The sequence below is a fragment of the Nonomuraea sp. NPDC050786 genome (genome assembly GCF_040654115.1).
Classification (GTDB): Bacteria; Actinomycetota; Actinomycetes; order Streptosporangiales; family Streptosporangiaceae; genus Nonomuraea.
Window position 1 is genome coordinate 13,308 of sequence record NZ_JBFAHJ010000058.1, and the last position, 20,390, is coordinate 33,697.

The window sequence follows — 20,390 nt, forward strand, 5'->3', positions numbered from 1 at the left end:
GTGCGGCCTCGCCGAGAGCGATGCTGGGTAAGGTTGCCGCGCTTGTGTTTACTCGCCGACTTCTTGACATGGGCCGGCAGTCGGAAGGAGGCTCTTGTCGACACCGGTGCGGCGCGGATCGGTCGATGTCGTGAATCTCGTCCAGTTGCTCGACCTGATGCACGAACGGTTCGATGAGGTCTCGATTGAAGCGGTAAGCGTGGCGATCTGTACGCTGTGGTGATCGATGTTGACCCGGCATAATCGCCAGCAGAGCTGCCGGTCGTCGATGAAGAACGCGCAGTTGAGCGTTCGCTCAAGAGCGGGATCTTCTTTGGCGCCGTCGCTGGAGTCGACCACCAATTCAGCTGCCATGGGTCGCCTTACGTAGGCTCAGCGGGTGCATGTTCGTCCACGTCTCGTCAATGTGGCTAAGACACTCCGCACGGGTGCCGGTGAAGCCGGTAGCTTGCCAGCCGTCAGGGATGGCGCGGCAAGTGGGCCAGATCGAGTACTGTTCCTCGGCGTTTCTCACAATGTCGTACAAAGTCATGGTTTCTCTCCTCTGTTGGACGGCAACTGCGCCGCCAAGAAGACTGAGGCCAATAAGGTCCTCGGGCCGTGCCGGGGGGCGCCGCGGCGCTGAACGCGGCGAGCCACTGAGTACCTTCAGGGCGATAAACGCCGCGGGGCTATTGCCAGAGCGATGGAATATGCGGTCGATCCGATCTCCGTGAGTGGTCACCCAGCGGCCTGCGTGTGGGAGACCGCCTGGACCATGCCGTTGATGGTCGGATCGTCGAAGAACACGTCGATTGGGATGTCCACGCCTAGTGCATCACGGAGCCGGGAGGCGATCTGCATGATCGTCAGCGAGTGACCGCCTAGAGTGAACAGGCTCTCGTCGGGTCGTATGTCGTCGAGGCCGAGTAGGTCACACCAGATGGCGAAGACAACAGCGGCGACGCCGGTGTACTCGACTGGGCCGAGGTCGCGGGTGGTTGGCGGGTCGGGCAGCCCCCGACGGTCGATCTTGCCGTTGGGGGTGAGGGGTAGCTCGTCGAGCAGGACGTAGACGCCGGGAACCATCGGTTCTGGAAGTAGCGCGCTTAAATGCATGCGCAGGTCCGTGTCGTCGACGGGCTGGGCGGTGACACAGTACGCCACGAGGACGTCGCTGCGCAGATCCACAGCAGCGTGCCGGACCGCCGCGTGGTCGAGGAGCCGGGACTCGATTTCGCCCAGTTCGACCCGGTGACCTCGGATTTTTACCTGGCAGTCGGTCCGGCCAAGGAACTCGAGCTCGCCGTCTGGCGTCCAACGGACGCGATCGCCAGTGCGGTAGAGCCGCGAGCCTGGAGGGCCGTTTGGGTCGGGAGTGAACCGCTCGGCGGTCAGAGCTGGCCGCTCGTGGTAGCGATCGGCAACGCCGATGCCGGCGATACACAACTCGCCAGGGACACCGACTGGAACCAGGCCGCCCCCCTCGTCGAGCACATACACCCTCGTTCCCGGCAGCGGGCGGCCGATCGTAACTCTGCCGGGCCGCATCTCAGCCACGGTGGACCAGATCGTTGTCTCTGTCGGCCCATACGCGTTGAACAGGGTGCCGGTACACTGCAACAGCTCGTCCGCGAGTGCCGGAGCCAGCGCTTCGCCACCACAAATGGCCACCACGGAGGGATCGCTGAAGCCGCCATCCAGCAGGACCCGCCAGCCAGACGGTGTGGCCTGAATGTGTGTGACTCCGTTGTCCTGAACGAGCTTCGCTAGCGCCGGGCCGTTGGTCCGTACCTCGTCCGGGACGATCACCACCCGAGCGCCGCAGATCAGTGGCAGTAATAGCTCGACCATCGAGATGTCGAACGACAGCGAGGTCAGTCCGAGCCACACGTCGCTGGAGGAGCAGCCGAGCCGGTCGCGCATCGCCATGAGGAACCCAGCGAGCTGGCGGTGGCCGACGACAACACCCTTGGGCCGGCCCGTCGATCCAGAAGTGTAGAGCAGGTACGCGGGATCGCCAGGCCGTAGCCCTTGCGCACGTCGGTCGGCGAGATTGGGGGGCTGTGAGTCGAGAGCCAGGGACGAGGTCAGTACGGCGGCCGCGCCAGAGTCCGCGAGGATGAATTCGGCCCGTTCTCTGGGCAGCCCAGGCTCGAGCGGCAGGTAGGCGGCTCCCGCTTTGAGCGCGCCGAGCATCGCAACCACCACATCGGCGGTGCGTGGTAGGCGCAGGCCGATCACTGTTCCCCGGCGTAACCCTCCGGCCAGGTGTTCCGCCCTTGCGTTCAGCTCAGCGTAGGTCAGTCGGACATCCCCGGCGACCACCGCGACCGCGTCCGGCGTGCGCCGCACCTGCTCCTCGATCAGGCTCGGCACGGTGAGCTCAGGGTACGGTTCGGTCGGCGGGTTCCACCTCGCCAACAGTAGATCCCGTTCCTCGTCGGACAGCAGCGGCAGAGCGTTAAGGCGTGTCTGCGGATTGGCCCGGCAGGCTCGCAGCAGTGAGCGCAGGTGCCCAACCAGACGCTTGGCATCGTCAGAGCCGATCACACCGGGATTGAAGCGCAGAACCGCCTCCAGCCGATCCGGGCCGTCGACAACCTGCACATGCAATGGGTTACGTGCGGCGTGGTTGAAGGTTGCCCAGTCAACCTCGGCCTCCAATCCGGCGAAGCGCGGACTCGCTCCCCGCTTGCGGTAGCTCAGTGAGATGGGGCACAGCGCCAGCTGCGGCTTCAGCCCGCCCACCGCACGCGCTGGCGGGATATCCCTGAACCGGTAGATCTCCCTAAGTTCGGCCCTGAGATGTTGCGCGAACTCCTGGAACGTCAGCTCCGGGGCGGGCTGGGAGACGACCGGCACCTCGTTGACGTACAGGCCGATGTGATTCTCAGACTCGGACGTCCGGGTTGATAGATCGACAGCAACTGCGACCTCAGCATTGCCGTACCGGAAGGCAAGCACGTGCAGCAGCCCGAGCAGCAGTTCGAAGCGGGTCGTTCCGGCGGCGTCCGCAGCGGCGGCGAGATCCCCGCCCAGCTCCAGTGCAAGCTCCTCGCCCAATCCGACCACGTCCGGCCACGTGAGAGCGGGTAGGGCCATGTCGTACGACTCACGAACCCGTGCCTGCCAGAACTCGGCCGCTGCTGCGGTTACCGGTGAATTGGCAAGGTCGGGTTCCGAAAGCGCGGACAGTTCGTCTCCGTTGTAAGCGGCCGCAAGATCGCAGACCAGGACGTCCTTGGAGTGCCCGTCAAAGACGATGTGGTGGGCGACCACGAGTAGCAGATGGTCGCTAGGCCCTAGCGTTATCAGCGTGAACCTGATGAGCGGGCCGGTTCGCAGGTCGAATCCGCGCAAGATCTCGTGGCGCACCGCTCGGTCGGCCTGGTTGGGGCGGTTCGATAGGTCGAGGTGGGTGACCGGCGGTGGGACCATTGCAGGCACGAGAGCCAGGCCGTCCCTGTGCTCCACAATCGCGCACCCGAGCAGCCGGTGCCTGGCCACGACGGACCGGCAGGCGGCCAGGAAGCGATGTACATCGAGCGGACCGCGTAAGGCAATCCGCATCGGCAGGTGATAGGCCGAGCCTGCTCGGCCCGACTGTTCCAGGATCCAGATCGCATGCTGCGTGGCGTTAATCATGGTCAATCCTGTTTACGAGTTGGCGGAGCGCGAGCTTGCTGACCTTCCCGCCGTCGTTACGCGGCAGCCTGTCGAGGACCAGCAGACGGACGGGTATCTCATGGCTGGCGAGTCGCCCGAGTAGGAAAGCCCGTAGTTCTGAAGGAGAGGTCTCTCGGTGGAGAACCACTGCGGCAGCCACCGCAGCACCCAGTTCCGGGTGTGGAATGCCGAAGACGGATGCCTCTCGGACGGCCGGGTGCTCGTGCATCTGTGCCTCCACGTGGAGGGTGGATACTTTGAATCCGCCGCACTTGATGACGTCGCTCTCGCGGTCGACTAGGTAGAGGTAGCCGCTGTTGTCCAGATGTCCGAGGTCGCCCATGCGTACCCAGCCATCCTTGAAGACCCCGCTGTCCGGCGCGCCGATGTAGCTCCGGGTCGGCGCGCCAGAGCGGAGCCAGACCTCACCAGTCTCGCCGTCCGGGAGCTGCTTGCCGTCAGCAGTTGTGATCATGAGTTCGGTTCTAGCAGGACGGCCTACGGACTCTGAGCGCGCCGGATCGAAGATCATGGTTGTGGCGGCGGGCGCGGCTTCCGTGGAGGTGTATGAGTTCACGATCGCCGCGTTCGGGAAGAGCGTGCTCATGGCGGCGGCGACGGCCGGCGGTAACGCGGCCCCAGTCGAACCGAAGAGCCGTACGAAGGGTAGTTCCCGCCCGCTACCGACGAGGCGCGCCGCCATCGCGGGCACTGCGAAGACGGTTCCCGCCTTGTAGGTCTCGATGAGGCGCAGGAAGCGACCCGGTGTGAAGTCCGGCAGGACTAGTGCGGTGGGCGCTGCGGTAAGGGCGTTGATGAGCATGGTCTGGCCGGCATTGGTGCCGATCGGGAACGCGTGAGCGAAGTGGCGCGAATGGGCGAGTATGCGGCGGCTGGGATCGACGTCGTGGTCGAAGGTTAGGTTCGCGTGACAGGCTTCCACGCCTTTGGCCCGGCCCGACGTACCGGACGTATAGAGTATTTGGGCAGCATCCTGCGGCCCTAACTCGATTTCGACCGAGGTTGAGCGCCCCGTGTCTAGACTGTCTGAAGTGGCCGCCCAGCCTGGCCACCCGGTGATCCGCATGGTGGGGTCATGGATCACCCCGGCCGCTCCGCAGTCCTCCAGCATCCATCGTAGGTCAACTGCCGGCGATCGATTCAGCAGTGGAACCGCTACACCGCCCGCCTTCTGCACGCCGACGTACGCGACCGCGAACTCGATCCAGTCCGAGAAGAGTAGCCCCACTTTGGCCGCCCGCGCCAGGCCACGGTTGAGTAGCCCGTCCGCTAGCGCATTTGAACGCTCCTCCCATTCGAGGAAGGTCAGTGAGCCTCCACCCGAAACGACGATCGCTAAGCGTGTCGGCTCTATTGTTGAACGTCTCCGCAAGAGTTCAGGCACAGTCAGTGTCACTACCGAAACCCCCGGCTGAGTTGCGTTGATCGAGTCACCTCGCGTTGAAGTTGTGCCGTGTACCGGGCTGTCGGTCGTTGGTCAACAGTCGCGAGGAGGAGACGAGTGACTGCAGTGGACAAGGGACCCCGGCGCAGCTGGAGGTTGTTCTGCTCCACGGCGAGTTTCTGTGACGGGTGGGCGCTGACTCGGATCCAGGGTGATGAGGTGTTTGCCGACATACTCGCTGAGGACGGCCGCCGCTCGATCCCGACGGCGCATTGCAGTTCTTACCTCGAGCTGGCTCCAAACCGCTCGGCATGAACCGGCAGGCCCAAGTGCTAGCGTTGTGCCGACGCGTCGGGCGAGGGGTTCGACGTCTCGCAAGACTGAAAGCTGCGCGTAAGAAACCAGGCCGGAGTCATTGCCCATCGCATCGCGCCCCGTCTACCCTCACGACCGGTCGACAGGCGGAGACCAGACTATCCACCCGGGCGTTCACCCAGAACTGGCGCAGGTCCAGATCGAGGCTGAATTCATTGCGGAGCCGATGTCTGATCTTCAGGATGAGCAGCGAGTGCCCGCCCACCATGTAGAAGTCATCGTGCAGTGATATCGCGTCGTTGCCAATGACGTCACAGAGGACCAGGAGTACGGCCGATTCTGTGTCCGCGCGTGACAGGTTGTCAGACAAGTCGGTCTCCTGTTCGTCCAGTAGGGATTGGCCATGGTCGCCAGATGTGGCAATGTCGACTGGAAACCGGCGGAATTAGGCCCTGGGTCCTGCAGTCAGACATCGTTCACCTTGCATGCTCCCGACCCGTGTCATCCAGACCAGCTTGGTCGGCATTGCAGCTGATAGCTCGCGTGGTGCTTGTCACCTTGACGCTGGTAGTCAAGTGTTTCCGGTCAATCTTGCCGTTGCCAGTGAGTGGTATGTTCGTGCGCGGGATCCAACGGGCCGGAATCATGTAGCCGGGGAGTTCGGCGGTCATGGCCTTGGACGCCTCGAGCGCAAACGCCACGGGGTCTGCCAGATGGCGATCGTACCGGGGCACGTAGTAGCACACGAGGTGGCCGGATTGCCCCTCTCCCGATTTCTCGACCACTGCGACGATGGCAAGTCCAGTGGCTAAGATCACTCGCTCGACCTCTTCGAGGTCGACTCGGAAGCCGCGGATCTTAACTTGGCGGTCCAGACGGCCGACGAACTCGTAGGCGCCATCCGCGCGTTGCCGCGCTAGGTCGCCGCTGCGGTACATCAGGCTACTATCATCCCCGTCTCGGCGTACGAACTTCTGGGCCGTCAACTCCTCTTGGGCAAAATAGCCTGAGGCAACCCCAGGTCCGCCGATGTACAGTTCACCGATCTCGCCCGGCCTGACGAGTTCACCTGCATTGTCCAAGAGTTGAACGGTGTACCGTTCTAGCGGATAGCCGAGCGGCACGCGGTCACAGTCGGCAAGGGACGTGGTTGTACAGTCGAAGTAGGTTGTAAAGACGGTCGTTTCGGTAGGCCCGTAGCCCTGCATCAGCCGGAGCGGAGGGGCGTTGGCACAGACCTGACGTACCAGCTCGATATTTGCGGCATCGCCTCCGAAGATCAGTGTGTCGAGGGAGGCGAACGCGCTCGAGTCCTCGCGCGCGATCAGCTCGAAGAGCGGGGTCATGAGAAACATGACCGTTACGCCAGCGCCGCGCATCTTGGCAAGCCAGGCATCGATTCCGACCTCCGCAATGAGCGGGAGCACTACGACAGTGCCGCCCGTCATTAGCGAGCCCCACACTTCGAGTGTCAGCGCGTCGGAGGCCGGGTTGGTGACCCAGGCTATCCGGTCGCGCTCCGTGAGCTGGCAGAGACGGGTGGTCTCCAGAAATGCTCGTGCCGCGCGGTGGGGCACGACAACTCCCTTTGGCCGTCCAGTGGAACCCGACGTATAGGTGACGTAGAGCGTGTCCTCAGGATTCGTTCGGTGCCCGCCCCGGACCGGTGCTGTAACCACGCCACCTTCGTCAAGGGGGAGGGAGATCCGAACGCCTGGCCCTGTAACCGTCCGGTTCGGCTGGCCCGCAGCATCGATCATAACTCGTGCATTCGTCTCCTTGATGACGTACTGGTGCCGAGCTGGCGGGGCGTATGGATCAAGCGGGACGTACCAGGCTCCACTTCGCGCCACCGCTAGCATGGCAACCGCCAACTCGATCGAGCGATCGAGCGCCAGAGCGACACCGTCCGAGCGCCCAACTCCTTTGGCAGCAAGCGCCTCGGCGACACGTCCCGACTCGACCCACAGTTCCTGATAGGTGAGGGAGCGTCCGCGGTCATCGACAATAGCGCAGTGATCCGGTCGCTTGGCCACCTGTGCGCCCACTAACTCATGCAGTCCCTGCGTGCCGGTCATGTTAGCGATGCTAGTGCCACGTCCGATATCGGTCGACCGGCCGACAGTGGCCGCTATATGCCAGGGCATAAAATGTCCATAACAAAACCGACCGCCTGTATTGAATACTTGGTCCTGTGGCGCCGAAGAACGAACCCATTGTAGGCACGTTCGTGATGGTCGAAGATAATTGCAGCCAATGGAAGGTTAGCCGATGAGTCTATTGGACGGGATGTCAGCCACTGAGGCACGAATGCATCAATCTGCTGAGATCAATCCATTAGCCGCTGCACGCGAACTCCGCGGTGCGGTTGTCAGGACGCCGATCCGGCGGCTTCCGTGGCTGGAGCGTGTGGTTGGTGTTCCGGTGTGGGTAAAATTGGAATGTCAGCAGCACTCCGGATCATTCAAGTATCGTGGTGCCCACCTAGCGATGTCCCGAGTTCCCAGTTTGCCTGTGGTTGCGGCGTCAGCAGGAAATCACGGCCTGGCTGTGGCGGAGGTCGCTGCACGCATGGGGCGCAAAGCGAATATCTGCGTGCCCGCGGTGGCCAGCAGATTGAAGCGCGAGCGTATCCTGGCTACTGGTGCAGGATTGATCGAGTATGGGAATTCCCTGGAGGAAGCAAGTAGATACGCCCAGAAGATAGCAAACGAAAATAGCGCACACTACATTTCTCCCTACAATGACGGGAATGTAATATCTGGCACCTCTACTATTGCCCTCGAATTTCTGGAGGACGTTCCTTCGCTACGGAGCATAATCGCACCCATTGGCGGCGGAGGCCTCATTTCCGGCCTCGGGCTCGGCGCTGCGGCGCTTGGCCACGAGCTTGAACTCATCGGCTGCGAGCCGGAGCGCTACGCCTCACTCCGCTCCAGCATTGCCAGTGACCGGATCGTACGCGTGGTGCACCAGTCCACCTTGGCCGACGGTCTCGCGGTAAACCTCGAACCTGACAGCATTACCTTCCCGATCGTGCGCCAGATGGTCTCTGACATCGTGGCGCTCACCGAGGAGGAACTGGCCGCGGGCACCTATGCCCTGCTGGTTCACGAGAGTATGCTCGTCGAGCCCGCAGGAGCAGCTGGCGTAATCGCATGCCTGAAGCTGGCTGCTCGTGGGCAGTTGACCGGCCCGGTCGGAATACCGCTCTGCGGAGGGAACCTGCACCATGCGACCCTCTCCAAGATCCAGCGCTTCCCTTATAAAGACCCTGACCTAATCCGCCTGCTGGATCTGCGTGGGCGAGCCGTCGCAGACATGCCGGTGCTTCTCGCGAAGCCCATGGCGCGTTCGACAGCCTATACGCCCTCCTCGTCGGATCCTCGGATCGATATAATTGAGCAGCTTGGGATCTGCAGTATCGACCTGGCCGCCAGTGGCGACGCTATTCGCGAGTTCGCGGCCTACTGCGGCCACCAGGGCCTCTCTGTCGAACAGGCTGTGGTGGACCAGTTGCTGAACACGGTCGCTGTGGCAGCTAACCGGGTCGACGAGCAGCGAACAGCGTTGTCCGAAGGGCTCGACGAAGATCCTACTGATCGGCTTGCCGCGGCCGAATCCGTTCTGCGCTTTGGTCTGGCTACACACTCCTATGCTCGCGGAACATTGGAATGGTGTTCGCCCTCATACGCGCAGTCACAAGTAGTTCAGTTTTTTGATACAGGGGCACAGGACTCGCCTACCGTCAACTATGAGCGCTATGAAAGCGCATCGACACTGCGCGTGGAGCGCCAGCTCCTGGAAGTGCTGGAGTTGCAGCCCGATCTCCAGGCGGTCAGCGTGGTCTCCTCGGGTATGGCCGCGTATTCATTAATAGAGTCATTTCTACTCCGGTCCAGGCTCGCTTCAGGCGACACTGTGCTCTTGGCGCCGTACCTCTACTTCGAAGCCTCGGAGCAACTCACCGCACTGCCATTCGTGCGTTTCGAGCGGGCTCGGGACTACACAGTCGAAGCTCTCATGGCTGACATCCTGCAGCTCCGCCCGCGCTGTGTCTTCATCGACCCAATTGCAAACACCGCTCAGCAGCGCATGGTCGACGTGAAGCGCCTGCTTCACGAACTGCGGCAGCACGTCGACTGGTCAGTGACCGTAGTGGTAGACGGCACTATGGTTTCCGGAGCACTGCCTTCAGAAGAGTTGCTCAGCAGCGGATCTGTGGAAGTTATTTACTACGAGAGCTGTTCAAAATATCTCCAACTGGGCCTGGACGCCGGGATGGCAGGCCTGGTGGTCTACCCGATCGGACTGCGTCCTCAATTCGAACGGCTGCGGCGGAACTCCGGCTCTATTCTCTACCGTCACTACGCAGACCTTTTCCCGCGCTTCGATCGTGCCTTGTTTCACCGCCGGATGCAGAGGATCAGCGACAACGCCCTACGAGTTGCCGAACATCTGCTGGCAAGTGACGATGTCCGGCAACTCGGCCGGGTCCACTACCCTGGCCTATCGGTTCACCCGGACGTCGAGACGGCGCGTCAGCTGCGCTACGCGGGCGGCTGTGTCACCTTTGAGTTCCAGGATGTCGGCCGTAACTACCGGGACCAGTTGGAACCTGTGGTGGAACACATGCTGACCGTGGCTCGCGAGTCCGGGCTTCACCTCACCAAGGGGGTCAGCTTCGGTTTCTCTGCGCCACGCATCTCCGCGGCGGCGAGCATGGCCGAGACCGAGCCGCCCTTCCTGCGGCTATATGCCGGTGATCGCGGCGTGGCACAGGTGGAGCTGCTTGCTGAAGCAGCCAGGCGCGCCATAGTTGGCCAGGGTCTGGTGGGCTAGTCCTGGGCCTATCAGGACCGCTGTTGAGGCGGGGAGAGGAAGAGCATTGAGCACCAACAGCGACACGAACACCTTGCTCTGCCGAGACCCGCAGGGTTTCCTAAAAGCTGCCGAGCTCCGGCGGCCGGACGAGCCGTTCCCGGTTCTGGGCGGCACTGAAGTGGACCGGTACCGCAAGCTTTTCGTCGATGGTGACCTGCCCTCTGCGGTTCTCGAGCCACGCCGCGGTAACGTGGTATCCACGGCCGGCCAGTTCGCCCAGGCTGCGGCGAGACTGCTTGCCGCAGCCATCCATCGTCGCGCGGCTCGCACCAGGACTCCCTACGACCACGCATCCGTGGAACGGCTAGGGCACGCTTACCAGTTGGTAATACCCAGGCTTGAGCGCGTACGTTGGCTCAACATCGACATACACGAGACTGCGTTGACCGAGATCAGGAACAGGATCCGGCTGGCTGTCCGGGATCCGTACGAGCCGGGCGCCGTAGCAGAGGCGAGTGCGATCACCTGCCGAACCGGCGCATCTTCAGCTAAGAGCGGTGGAGGGGCTCATCCATCAGCTCTACATTGCGGGCTGGAACCTCGGTGGTGCGGCCTTCTTGGGGATGCGCCAGAACCCCCGATAAGACAAGACCTGCCCCAACTGTCTGCGCCCGCTAGCAGTTCGGATCACACTGCGTCATGTCGTAGATCTAGACTTGTACCTTCAACCCCTCCAGTGCCGCCGGTGTGGAGACGTCTGGTGGGCCACCGAGTCGGGCGATCCGAGCCTGTTCCTCGAAGGACCATTGGACCAAGAGGTATGTCGCGATAAGCCATTCACGTTTGAGCGCGCATCGTCAATCACAGCGATCGCCAGCGATCCGGAGCAGTGGGGTTCGCCTTCCGCCAACGGAGGGTTCATGGATTGCCCCAGGAAAGCGGAGCCGTGCAATGTACCGCCGCACAGCACTCAACGCTTCTGTGCCACTATCGACTTGGAGGGAGTGCATCTGCGAGCCGATGCGCATACCACACCGATTGTGGCGCTGCTGGACGGCATCTATGTTGCCTCGATGGCCGAGGTGTCGCTCGTCTTGCGGCTTAGTTGTGCTATTTAATTGCTCGGCACCAAAATGAAGGGAGCCTACGTGCGTACCTGGATCATGGAGACGGCCGGGGGGTTACCGAGAAAATTCTGGTTCCTGTGGACCGGGAATCTCGTCAACCGGTCGGGCGGATTCGTGGCCATCTTGCTCACTTTCTATCTGCACAGCAACCGCGGCTTCTCGGCTGTGGTTGTCGGCCTGACCATCGGACTTATGGCAGCCGGCGGTTCAGTCGGTACGGTGATCGGCGGGGAACTCGCGGACCGCTGGGGCCGCCGCAAGAGTCTACTCGTCGCCCAACTTGGCGCGGTGATCATGCTCCTGGGACTCGGTTTCAGCCACGAGCAAACGCTGATTATGGTGTCGGCCTTTCTCCTTGGCCTTGTGTTGAGCATGGCTCGTCCCGCTTTCTCGGCCATGATGCTGGATATCGTGCCTGAAAAGGACCGGTCCCGCGCGTTCAGCCTCAATTACTGGTCGAATAATTTGGCGTTCAGCATTGCCGCGCTGCTTGGAAGTGTTGTCGCGAACCTGGGCTACACGGCGGTCTTCGTCGTGGACGCGGCCACCACGCTCCTCGCTGCTATTCTCATTTACACAAACGTACCAGAATCGAAGCCCACGCGGAACAGAGCGGCCGCCGCCGAGCGGAAAAGTCTCAAAGACAATCCTTTACGAGATCGCGTTTTCCTGGGCCTGTGTCTGGTCGCGATCCTACAGTCGGCCATCTTCGTTCAGTATCAAAGCACCCTTCCCCTCAGCATGCAGCAGGACGGCCTCCTACCCCATACCTATGGAGCGGTCATTTCGCTGAATGCCATAATGATTGTCTGCGGCCAGCTATTCGTGCCGCGACTGCTGCGCGGCCGCCAGGACACGCAGGTGCTGACCTTCTCTGCCCTACTCATTGGCGTCGGCTTCGGACTTACTGCTTTCGCTCAGAATGTATGGTTTTACGGCATAACCGTTGCGATCTGGACCGTCGGCGAGATGCTTCAGTCGCCTACGCAATCCACGCTTCTTGCAAGCCTATGCCCGCCCCATGCACGTGGCCGCTACCTGGCTGCGTACTCATTTTCTCTTTCCGCAGCCGCAGTTGTTGTCCCTCCGATGAGCGGTTATGTCATGGACCACTATGGCAGCACAGTCATCTGGATCGGCTGCTTTATTGGTGGAATAGTCGTGGCGCTGTTTACCTTCATTCTCGGCCCGTCTCGGTTTCGGCGGATGGTCGAGCTCAAGGCCCACAACCTTGAGGCCAGCAGTGCCTGAGCCCCGACCGCTGTCAGCCCCGCTCTCGCACGCACAGCAGCGACTCTTATTGGCTGAATTGCTCGCCCCCGGGAAGCCGGAGAATGTGATCGTCATTGCCATTCAGTTTATCGGCCCCTTTGATGTCGAGATACTGCGCATGGCCCTCGCGGACGTTACAGCTCGGCATGACATCCTGCGCACGGTCTATGGGTGGGAAGAGGGCAGCCCGATTCAACATGTCCTTAACCCCGAGGATTGCCCCGACCAGCTAACAGTGGTACCGGCTACGAATCCCTCGACCGACGTGAACCGAGCAGCCGAGCGGCAAGCAGCCCAGCTCCGGCGGGAACCCTTCGACCTAAGTGCGCAACCACCTTTCCGGGCGAGACTACAGGAGCTAGATAGCAACAACCACGTGTTGGTCCTGTCCGTCCATCACATCGCCTGCGACGGACGGTCGGTGCAGATCCTCACCCGGGAGCTGGGAACAGCCTACGCGTCACGAGCCCGGGGATTGGTTCCGCAGTGGCAGCCAGTGCCTAGTTACCGGGACTACGTGCGGTGGGAGCTTGAGCACCTCAACAAGTGGGCCGCCAAGGACCTCCCATTCTGGAGAAATTTATTGGCGGCAGGGCCGATTCCATCATTCCTACCAACCAATCCAGCGCCGGCCGAAGCCTCAGGTATGCAGCTCGTGCTGCTGCCCGCCGCTGTCGTCGACAGGTTCACCAAGGCCGGTAGAGCGCTTAGGGCCCTGCCGCTTTCCCTGCTAATGAGTGGTGTTACGGCGGCCTTGCGGTCCCAGTTCGGCGCGGCTCCCGCCTGTCTGGGCACGATCTTCTCGGGGCGAACCCGCAGGGAGTTTTCCTCGGTGGTGGGTTGTTTCGTGAATCCGATCGCTATTCCTGTGTACTGCAGCCCGCAGTTGAGCAACGAAGATCTGATCAAAGTTGTCAACCGCACGGTCTCCTCCTGCCTATCGCACGGCCGCACGCCCTATGACCAGGTGATCCATGCCCTCGGGCGCGCAACTCACCGAGATCTTTTTCAGGTTTTGACGGTCCTGCACCATCCAGCGAGGGACATCTCAAAGTTTACCCCCGGGATCTCCGCGCGGCGCGTGCCTGTCTTCTCCCCCACGTCTTCGGAACTGCTGGTAGAGGCTGGCCCTCAACCCGATGGGGCCTGGGGGCTCACGGTGAGCTGGCGAGCCCAGGCCATCAACGTATCAACAGGGTGTCAGCTAGCTGAGGAACTTACCCGGTTTCTGTATGAGCTCAGGACCACTGAATAGGCAAGCCGAGATGCATATCCACGGTGACAAAAACCGACCTGGTCTTCTCCGGCGGATGCGCGCTCAACTCCCACCACAACGGCCGCCTGGCCCAAGAAGCCGGCTTCAACACCCTGTTCATCGCACCGGCACCCCATTTCGACGGAACCGCCCTCGGCGCCGCCCTGTACTGCTGGCACCCCCAACTGCGCCAACCTCGCCTCCCGACCCCCGTCGACGCCGACTGGGAACCCACGCCCGGCCCCATCCCCCAGACCGCCATCCCCGCCGGCTACCGACTGATCACAGACCGTACCCACTCCCCGAGACGGTGGGCGGCAAGGAACCGCCCACCGATCTGATCAAGGCATGAATACTCCCACTGGACTACAAAGCCGAAGCTGATCACGCCTCGGCCAGCCGACGCAGGGCGGCGTCGAGCCGCTCCAGCGTCCGCTCGCGGCCGAGAAGCTCCAGCGACTCGAACAGCGGCAACCCGACCGTCCGCCCCGTGACCGCCACGCGGACCGGCGCCTGCGCCTTCCCCAGCTTCAACCCATGCCTCTCACCCACCGCGGCCAGCACGTCCTTCAGGTCATCGGCCCGCCACGCTGCGCTGCCGTACGCCTCACGCACCTCGCACAGCAACTCCGCCGCACCCGGCTTCATAGCTTTGGCCCACGACGCCTCATCGAAGATCTGCTCATCCAGGAACAGGAAGTCCACATAGGCCGTGATTTCTGACAGCAGCGCCAGCCGTGTCTGCGCCAACGGCGCCGCCTGCGCGAACACGCTCGCGTCGAAGGACTCCGGCCGCCACGGCGCATAAGGCGCAGCCAGCCAGGGCTCACACGCCGCGATGAACTCCTCAGCTGGCAGCGCCCGGATGTACTCCCCGTTGAACGCCGTCAGCTTCTTCACATCGAAAAACGCCGACGAGCTATTGACGTCCTCGATCCGGAACAGCCGCTCCATCTCCGCGTACGGCATGATCTCTTGATCGTCACCAGGTCCCCACCCCAGCAGCATCAGGTAGTTGACCATCGCCTCGGGCAGGTACCCCTCGGCCAGGTAGTCCTCCAGCGCGACCTTGTCGCGCCGTTTCGACAGCTTCTGCCGCTTCTCGTTCACGATCACCGGCAGATGCGCCCACACCGGAGCGGTCCCAGCTAGCGCCTCCCACAGCAACTGCTGCTTGGGCGTGTTCGACAGATGTTCCTCTCCCCGGATCACGTGCGTGATGCCCTCATCCAGGTCATCAACCACGTTAGCCAGGAGAAACACCGGAGATCCATCACCGCGAGCGATCACGAAATCCTCGATCGCGTTGTTCGGGAAGGTCGGCTTACCGCGGATCAGGTCGACGACAAGCGTCTCGCCCTCATCCGGGGTCTGAAACCGCAACGCCCGCCCCTCGGCGAACAACAGCCCACGCTCCCGGCAGAACCCGTCGTAGCCCAGATGCTCCGACCCTGTCCGCTCCTTCACCTGCTCGCGCGTGCAGTCGCAGTAGTACGCCCGCCCGGCCGCGTACAGCTCAAGGGCGGCTTTCCGATGCCTTGCGGCGTTCTGCGACTGGAAGTACGGCCCCTCGAAAGCGGGATCGGATGCATTGATGCCGATCGCCGCCAGCGCGCTGATGATGCCCTCGGTCCACTCCGGCCGGTTCCGCGCCGTGTCGGTGTCCTCCACCCGCAGGACGAACCTGCCGCCGGCTTGTCGTGCCACCGCCCAGTTGTACAGAGCCGACCGCGCGCCGCCCACATGGAACATGCCAGTGGGAGAAGGCGCAAAACGTACGCGAACTGGGGATGTAGACACGCTCCGCAGTCTACCGACCGCGTGTCCCGGCGGTCAGCGTGATCCACAGGCTGACCGCTCTCCTCGGTCAACTGGAGTTACCGCGGCACGATTGCTCCACGCCGCACCACTCAAGGCGATCTTGGTTAACGCGCAGCCGGACCTGAGCGAGTCTCTTACTAATTAGCCTGGGCCCGGCGGCATTGATCACAGCGTGCGTCAACCTCGACACCGAGGCCTGGGCCGAAAGCGGCGCTGTCGTGCATACCTTGCGGTCGCTGGCCGGCCGAATCAAGTCGCTGACAGCCGACGAGGCGCAGGAACTCTCGCCCCGGATCGAGGCGCTGGTCCAGCAAATAGCGCCAGCCCTGCTCGAGGAGCACGGTGTCGGAGTCGACAGCGCCGCAGCCTTGCTCATCACCGCTGGCGACAACCCCGGCCGGCTCACCGGCGAGGCCGCCCTTGCAGCCTTGTGCGGAATCATCCCGGTAGAACACTCCTCAGGCAAGACCCAGCGACACCGGCTCAATCGCGGCGGAGATCGCCAGGCCAACGCGGCCCTGTTTCGGATCGTGATGACCCGTCTGCGCGGCGAGTCTCGGACCGTCGCCTACGGTCGAAGGTTACGTCCCGTCGGGTGGTGTAGATCCGGCCTCGAACGGCGCGTCGTCTTCAACGACAGCGGGCCATCGCGTGAGTCTCTGCGTGAAACCGCCAAGTGACACGTAGAGGAGAACCAACGCGACGGCCCTGGATCAGTCTGCCTTGTTAGAGCTCCTGGAGGTACCCAAAGCCTCCGAGGCGAGCGAGCGGATCCGGCAAGCAGCAGAAACCATCTACCAAGCCCTCATCGAGGCCGAGCTGACCACGGTGATCGGCGCCGCCCCGAACGAGCGCACCCCCACACGTGTGGCGCAGCGCAACGGGCACCGGACGCGGACCCTGACCACGACCGCAGGCGATCTGGAGCTGCAGATCCCCAAGCTGCGCACCGGCTCGTTCTTCCCCTCGCTGCTGGAACGCCGCCGCCGGGTGGACCAGGCGCTGTTCGCCGTGGTGATGGAGGCCTACCTGCACGGGGTGTCCACCCGCAAGGTCGACGACCTGGTCAAAGCCCTCGGCGCCGACACCGGCATCTCCAAGAGCGAGGTCTCACGCATCTGCGCCGACTTGGATACCGAAGTCGCCGCCTTCCGCGACCGCTCTCTGGCAGGCCAGCAGTTTCCCTACCTGTTCCTGGACGCGACCTACTGCAAAGCGCGGGTGAACCGGCGGGTGGTCTCCCAGGCCGTCATCGTGGCCACCGGCGTGACCGCCGACGGCCACCGCGAGGTCATCGGCTTCAGCGTGGGCGACAGCGAGGACGGCGCGTTCTGGACCGCGTTCCTGCGCTCACTCAAGGCCCGCGGCCTGACAGGGGTGCAGCTGGTCATCAGTGACGCGCACGCCGGCCTGGTCGCCTCCATCGGCACGGTCCTGCTGGGTGCGGCCTGGCAACGCTGTCGGGTGCACTGGAGCCGTAAAGAATCAAGGTGTCGATCCTGTGACACGTGGGATGTCGTCGTGCGGTGTGATGGCGTTCAGCAGCGCGTCGGCGCTGGAGTATCGGGTTGCGGATCGGGTGACGGCGTAGCCGGTCTCCTCCAGCAGCGGGCGGACCCAGATCTTGGCGTTGCCAATAGTTCGTCGGCTCACTTGAAACAGTTCGGCTACGACCTGCCAGGTGCAGACTTTGCGCATGCCGAGGATGACCGCCAGGACGCGCTCGGCGTCGGTGATTTTCTCCTGGAAGATGCCTCCGCGGGCGCCGGCCTGCCGGTCCCCGCCGCGGTGGCGATGTTTGCGCTGCTCGGCCTCGGCGGCTTGCCGCAGCGATAGCCGCTCGATCAGTGCGGCCAGTTCCGGGCGGCTCATCCCGGTCAGTGCCGGATCTGCGAGCAGCGCCAGCCGGTTTGGTCGTGTCGGGACGGTGTTGCTGTCCAGGAAGTCGCGGAGCGCACCGGCGCTGGTGAAGCGCAGCACGGTGGGTTCGATCTTGAGTTTGCGGGAGGCTAGGAGCTTGCCGGTCTCGGTGACCGCTTGACCGATCGGGGGCTGGCTGATCTCGAGCATCTCCGACAGGACGCGCTGGGAGCAGATCTGGCGGAGATAAACGATGGCGATCAGGACCTTGTCGGCGTCGGTGAGCAGGGGGCGTCCGTGGTTGGCCTTGGCCTGTCGGCGTGGGCCACCGCGGATTTCGAAGTTGCGCTGCTCGGCCAGGGCCGCCTGCCCCGAGACCAAAGACACGGCCAGCTCGTTCAGCTCCTCTCGGCTCATCCCGGTCAGCCGGGGATCGGCCAGGGCGTGCAGGCTTTCGGACCGGATGCGCGCCCGGTCGTCGCATGTGGGCAGATGCGGGTTGCCGTCTGCCGGGCCGATCGTGTAGTTCCAGGCGCCGCGCTCGGTATGCGCGACGATCGGCAGCATGCTCATCCGCTCGGCGGACACCGACACGCCCAGCGGGTAGGCGTTGGTGTCCAGCTCGGCCGCGACGGTCAGCCCGGTGCGGGTGCGGGTCGCGGCGATGCTGTTGACCACGACCTCGTGGCTGGTCAGGGGCCTGCCACGCCAGTTCATGGTGATGTGCGAGAACAGCCGGTGCTCTATCTTGTTCCACTTGCTGGTGCCAGGCGGAAAGTGGCAGACGGTCACCGCCAGCCCAGTCTCGGCGGCGAAGTCGGCCAGCTCGGCCTTCCATAACCGGTAGCGATAGCTGTTGGAGCCCCCGCAGTCCGCCGTGATCAGCAGCCGGCTCGCCTTCGGGTAGTCCAGGCTGCCGCGGCCGCGCCACCAGCGCCGGATCGACTCCACCGCGAACGCCGAGGTGTCGTGATCGATCCCGACGTTCACCCAGCCCGTGTCGTTGACCACGTCGTAAATCCCGTACGGGATCGCGTGCGGCACGTCCGGGCCGGTGAAGAAGAAGCTGTGGTCCTCGACCCGAACCGGATCGCCCTTGGGCCGCCACTGCCGGCCGGCGTTCGGCAGATCGCCCAGATGCTCCTTCTTCTTCGTGTCCACGCTGATCACCGGCTCGCCGTCCGCCTGATGGGCCTTGACCTGCTCGTTGATGTAACGGAATTGCGCATCCCGGTCCGGATGCTGCTTGCCTTCCAGCGTCTTGGCATTGGCCTGCAGACTGAAGCCTTGTTCCTTCAACAGCCGGCCCACCGTCGGCGCCGAGACTGGATGGCCCTGCCCGGTCAGCTCTTGGGCCAGATCGCGCAGCGACTTGGTGGTCCAGCGCAACGGCGACATCGGATCTCCACGCTCATCCGGCTCCACCAGCGCCAGCAGGGTTGGCACCAGACCCGGGTCCTGAGCTTCGGCGGCCTTGCGACCTCCACCACGACGACGGACGCGGCCGTCCGGCAGCGGATCCTCGCCGGCCTCCAGCTCGAACACCCCGGTGCGGACCGTAGTTTCGGACACTCCGGCCACCGCCGCCACCATCCGTACCCCACCATGTCCGAGCAGCCGAGCCTCCTGCCCCATCACCAGACGCCGCCGTCGCTCGTTCAAATGCGGAAACAGCACCCTGAACCGCAACACGAGCTGATCGCGGACCTCGCTCGGTATGCCCATACCAGTCAACGAGTTCAAGATCGGAAAGCAACGCCTTATTTCTTGACGGCTCCACTACCTGCGCAACCTGCTCACCACCGTGCCCAAATCAGCGCAGCCGTGGGTGGCCACCCTGGTGCGCACCATCTTCGACCAGCCCACCACCGAGGCCGTCCGGGCTCAGCACGCCTGGGTCATCGACGCCCTGGAGACCAAGTACCCGGCCGCGTGCGAGCACCTGGACGCCGCCCGCGCGGACCTGCTGGCCTTCGCCGCCTTCCCCCGCGAGACCTGGCGCCAGATCTGGTCAAACTGTGAGCGGCTGAACAAAGAGATCCGCCGCCGCACCGACGTGGTCGGCATCTTCCCCGACCGAGCCGCGATCATCCGGCTGGTCGGCGCGGTGCTGGCCGAACAGACCGACGAATGGACCGAAGCCCGCCGCTACATGGGCCTGGACGTGCTGGCCAAGACCCGTCTCCGGCTTGTCGCCAGCGACACACCGGCCCCGAACCCGCTCCCGCAGACACTTACCGCTTAACCTGCAGAAACAGGATCACTCGAAGATCGATTCATACACCACGTCCGTGGACGTGACCTCCCCGTCGACCGCCACCCGCCAGGCCCTCGCCCCGTTCGCACGGCCTGCGGTCAGGAGTCAAGCTCCGATTCGAATCGAGGCTTCGGGGCAAGTGCCCGAGTCGGCGCAACTCCGGGTCGTACGGAGTCATTAGGTTCGAATCCTGCCGGGGGCACGCTTCTCCACTAGGCGTTTCAGCCCCTGACCTGCGGTTTCTTAGCCGCAGGTCTTTTACTTGGTGCACCTTGATAGGCAGGTGAGGGCGCCCGTATGCAGCCGTAGGACCATGATCCGGGGATATCATCGGGATGATCTTGAGGACCGTCCTCGGAGCAAGAATCGAAGTAACGCCTGATTGCGCGGCCGCGGTGCTCATCTGAGGCGCCTGGGAACGATCTTCCCACCCACATTCCTGGGCAATTCTGCAACGAACATGACCTCCCGCGGAACGTACTGTGGAGCCAAGTGCCGCCGGATGTGGTCGCATACTGAGCATTTTTCATCCTGAGTAGCGGCCTTCTTCCACGAACTGCAGCACAAGGATCGCCTGTACGAGCGCGGTCGCTCGATGCGGGCAAC

The 20,390-nt window shown here is 63.3% G+C and carries 13 protein-coding genes and 2 pseudogenes; 7 read left to right on the forward strand and 8 right to left on the reverse strand.

What is annotated here, in order from left to right; all coding sequences use genetic code 11:
* Positions 1-48: 48 nt before the first annotated feature.
* From AB0H84_RS52115 to AB0H84_RS52140, 6 genes are all read right to left on the reverse strand, one after another.
* Positions 49-354, reverse strand: a complete 306-nt coding sequence (locus tag AB0H84_RS52115) for a hypothetical protein (protein ID WP_357621854.1) — start codon at positions 352-354, stop codon at positions 49-51.
* Positions 344-532, reverse strand: coding sequence for an MbtH family protein (locus tag AB0H84_RS52120; RefSeq protein ID WP_357621857.1), 189 nt, complete (start codon positions 530-532; stop codon positions 344-346). Before AB0H84_RS52120 ends, AB0H84_RS52115 begins: the two co-directional genes overlap by 11 nt.
* A 188-nt stretch (positions 533-720) precedes the next feature.
* Positions 721-3,627 (reverse strand): amino acid adenylation domain-containing protein, encoded by a 2,907-nt coding sequence (locus tag AB0H84_RS52125; RefSeq protein WP_357621859.1) that lies wholly within the window; start codon positions 3,625-3,627, stop codon positions 721-723.
* Positions 3,620-5,065: a class I adenylate-forming enzyme family protein gene (locus AB0H84_RS52130; protein ID WP_357621861.1), complete on the reverse strand. Its 1,446-nt coding sequence runs from the start codon at positions 5,063-5,065 to the stop codon at positions 3,620-3,622. The genes AB0H84_RS52125 and AB0H84_RS52130 overlap by 8 nt, the downstream gene beginning before the upstream one ends.
* Positions 5,066-5,465: 400 nt before the next feature.
* Positions 5,466-5,738 (reverse strand): phosphopantetheine-binding protein, encoded by a 273-nt coding sequence (locus tag AB0H84_RS52135; protein ID WP_357621864.1) that lies wholly within the window; start codon positions 5,736-5,738, stop codon positions 5,466-5,468.
* A gap of 106 nt (positions 5,739-5,844) precedes the next feature.
* Complete coding sequence (locus tag AB0H84_RS52140; protein WP_357621866.1) at positions 5,845-7,446, reverse strand: amino acid adenylation domain-containing protein; 1,602 nt, start codon at positions 7,444-7,446, stop codon at positions 5,845-5,847.
* Positions 7,447-7,639: 193 nt separating this feature from the next.
* Between AB0H84_RS52140 and AB0H84_RS52145 the strand changes: the two genes are divergently transcribed.
* The 4 genes from AB0H84_RS52145 to AB0H84_RS52160 all read left to right on the forward strand — a co-directional run bounded on the left by AB0H84_RS52145 (position 7,640) and on the right by AB0H84_RS52160 (position 14,187).
* The gene (locus AB0H84_RS52145) at positions 7,640-10,210 is read left to right on the forward strand and encodes a pyridoxal-phosphate dependent enzyme (RefSeq protein ID WP_357621869.1); all 2,571 of its coding nucleotides are present in this window, start codon (positions 7,640-7,642) and stop codon (positions 10,208-10,210) included.
* 1,130 nt (positions 10,211-11,340) lie between these two features.
* Positions 11,341-12,570 (forward strand): MFS transporter, encoded by a 1,230-nt coding sequence (locus AB0H84_RS52150; protein ID WP_357621872.1) that lies wholly within the window; start codon positions 11,341-11,343, stop codon positions 12,568-12,570.
* Positions 12,563-13,846 (forward strand): condensation domain-containing protein, encoded by a 1,284-nt coding sequence (locus AB0H84_RS52155; RefSeq protein ID WP_357621875.1) that lies wholly within the window; start codon positions 12,563-12,565, stop codon positions 13,844-13,846. The genes AB0H84_RS52150 and AB0H84_RS52155 overlap by 8 nt, the downstream gene beginning before the upstream one ends.
* Positions 13,847-13,869: 23 nt before the next feature.
* Entirely contained in the window at positions 13,870-14,187 is a 318-nt protein-coding gene (locus AB0H84_RS52160; protein WP_357621878.1) for a carbamoyltransferase N-terminal domain-containing protein, read from the forward strand.
* 43 nt (positions 14,188-14,230) lie between these two features.
* Here AB0H84_RS52160 and gltX read toward each other — a convergent pair whose 3' ends face one another.
* A complete protein-coding gene (gene gltX / locus AB0H84_RS52165; protein WP_357621881.1) occupies positions 14,231-15,646 on the reverse strand; it encodes a glutamate--tRNA ligase in 1,416 nt (471 codons plus the stop codon).
* 182 nt (positions 15,647-15,828) lie between these two features.
* Here gltX and AB0H84_RS52170 point away from each other — a divergent pair, with 182 nt between their 5' ends.
* Both AB0H84_RS52170 and AB0H84_RS52175 read left to right on the forward strand, forming a co-directional pair.
* Positions 15,829-16,347: a transposase gene (locus tag AB0H84_RS52170; protein WP_357621884.1), complete on the forward strand. Its 519-nt coding sequence runs from the start codon at positions 15,829-15,831 to the stop codon at positions 16,345-16,347.
* A gap of 28 nt (positions 16,348-16,375) precedes the next feature.
* Positions 16,376-17,146 (forward strand): annotated as a pseudogene (locus AB0H84_RS52175) (IS256 family transposase); the annotation flags it as partial.
* A 6-nt stretch (positions 17,147-17,152) separates the two neighbouring features.
* On the opposite strand, the gene AB0H84_RS52180 reads toward AB0H84_RS52175, so the two are convergent.
* Positions 17,153-19,252 carry an ISAzo13 family transposase gene (locus tag AB0H84_RS52180; protein WP_357621889.1) on the reverse strand — a complete coding sequence of 700 codons (2,100 nt, stop codon included), beginning with the start codon at positions 19,250-19,252 and terminating at the stop codon, positions 17,153-17,155.
* 46 nt (positions 19,253-19,298) lie between these two features.
* Between AB0H84_RS52180 and AB0H84_RS52185 the strand changes: the two are divergent.
* Positions 19,299-19,772, forward strand: a pseudogene (locus tag AB0H84_RS52185) (transposase); the annotation flags it as partial.
* Between the last annotated feature and the right edge of the window lie 618 nt (positions 19,773-20,390).

What these genes read in the sequence shown, in the direction of transcription:
- AB0H84_RS52120 (WP_357621857.1), bottom strand. Translation starts at nt 532, where the DNA reads ATGACTTTGTACGACATTGTGAGAAACGCCGAGGAACAGTACTCGATC.
- AB0H84_RS52145 (WP_357621869.1), top strand. Translation starts at nt 7,640, where the DNA reads ATGAGTCTATTGGACGGGATGTCAGCCACTGAGGCACGAATGCATCAA.
- AB0H84_RS52125 (WP_357621859.1), bottom strand. Translation starts at nt 3,627, where the DNA reads ATGATTAACGCCACGCAGCATGCGATCTGGATCCTGGAACAGTCGGGC.
- AB0H84_RS52115 (WP_357621854.1), bottom strand. Translation starts at nt 354, where the DNA reads ATGGCAGCTGAATTGGTGGTCGACTCCAGCGACGGCGCCAAAGAAGAT.
- AB0H84_RS52180 (WP_357621889.1), bottom strand. Translation starts at nt 19,252, where the DNA reads ATGGGCATACCGAGCGAGGTCCGCGATCAGCTCGTGTTGCGGTTCAGG.
- AB0H84_RS52140 (WP_357621866.1), bottom strand. Translation starts at nt 7,446, where the DNA reads ATGACCGGCACGCAGGGACTGCATGAGTTAGTGGGCGCACAGGTGGCC.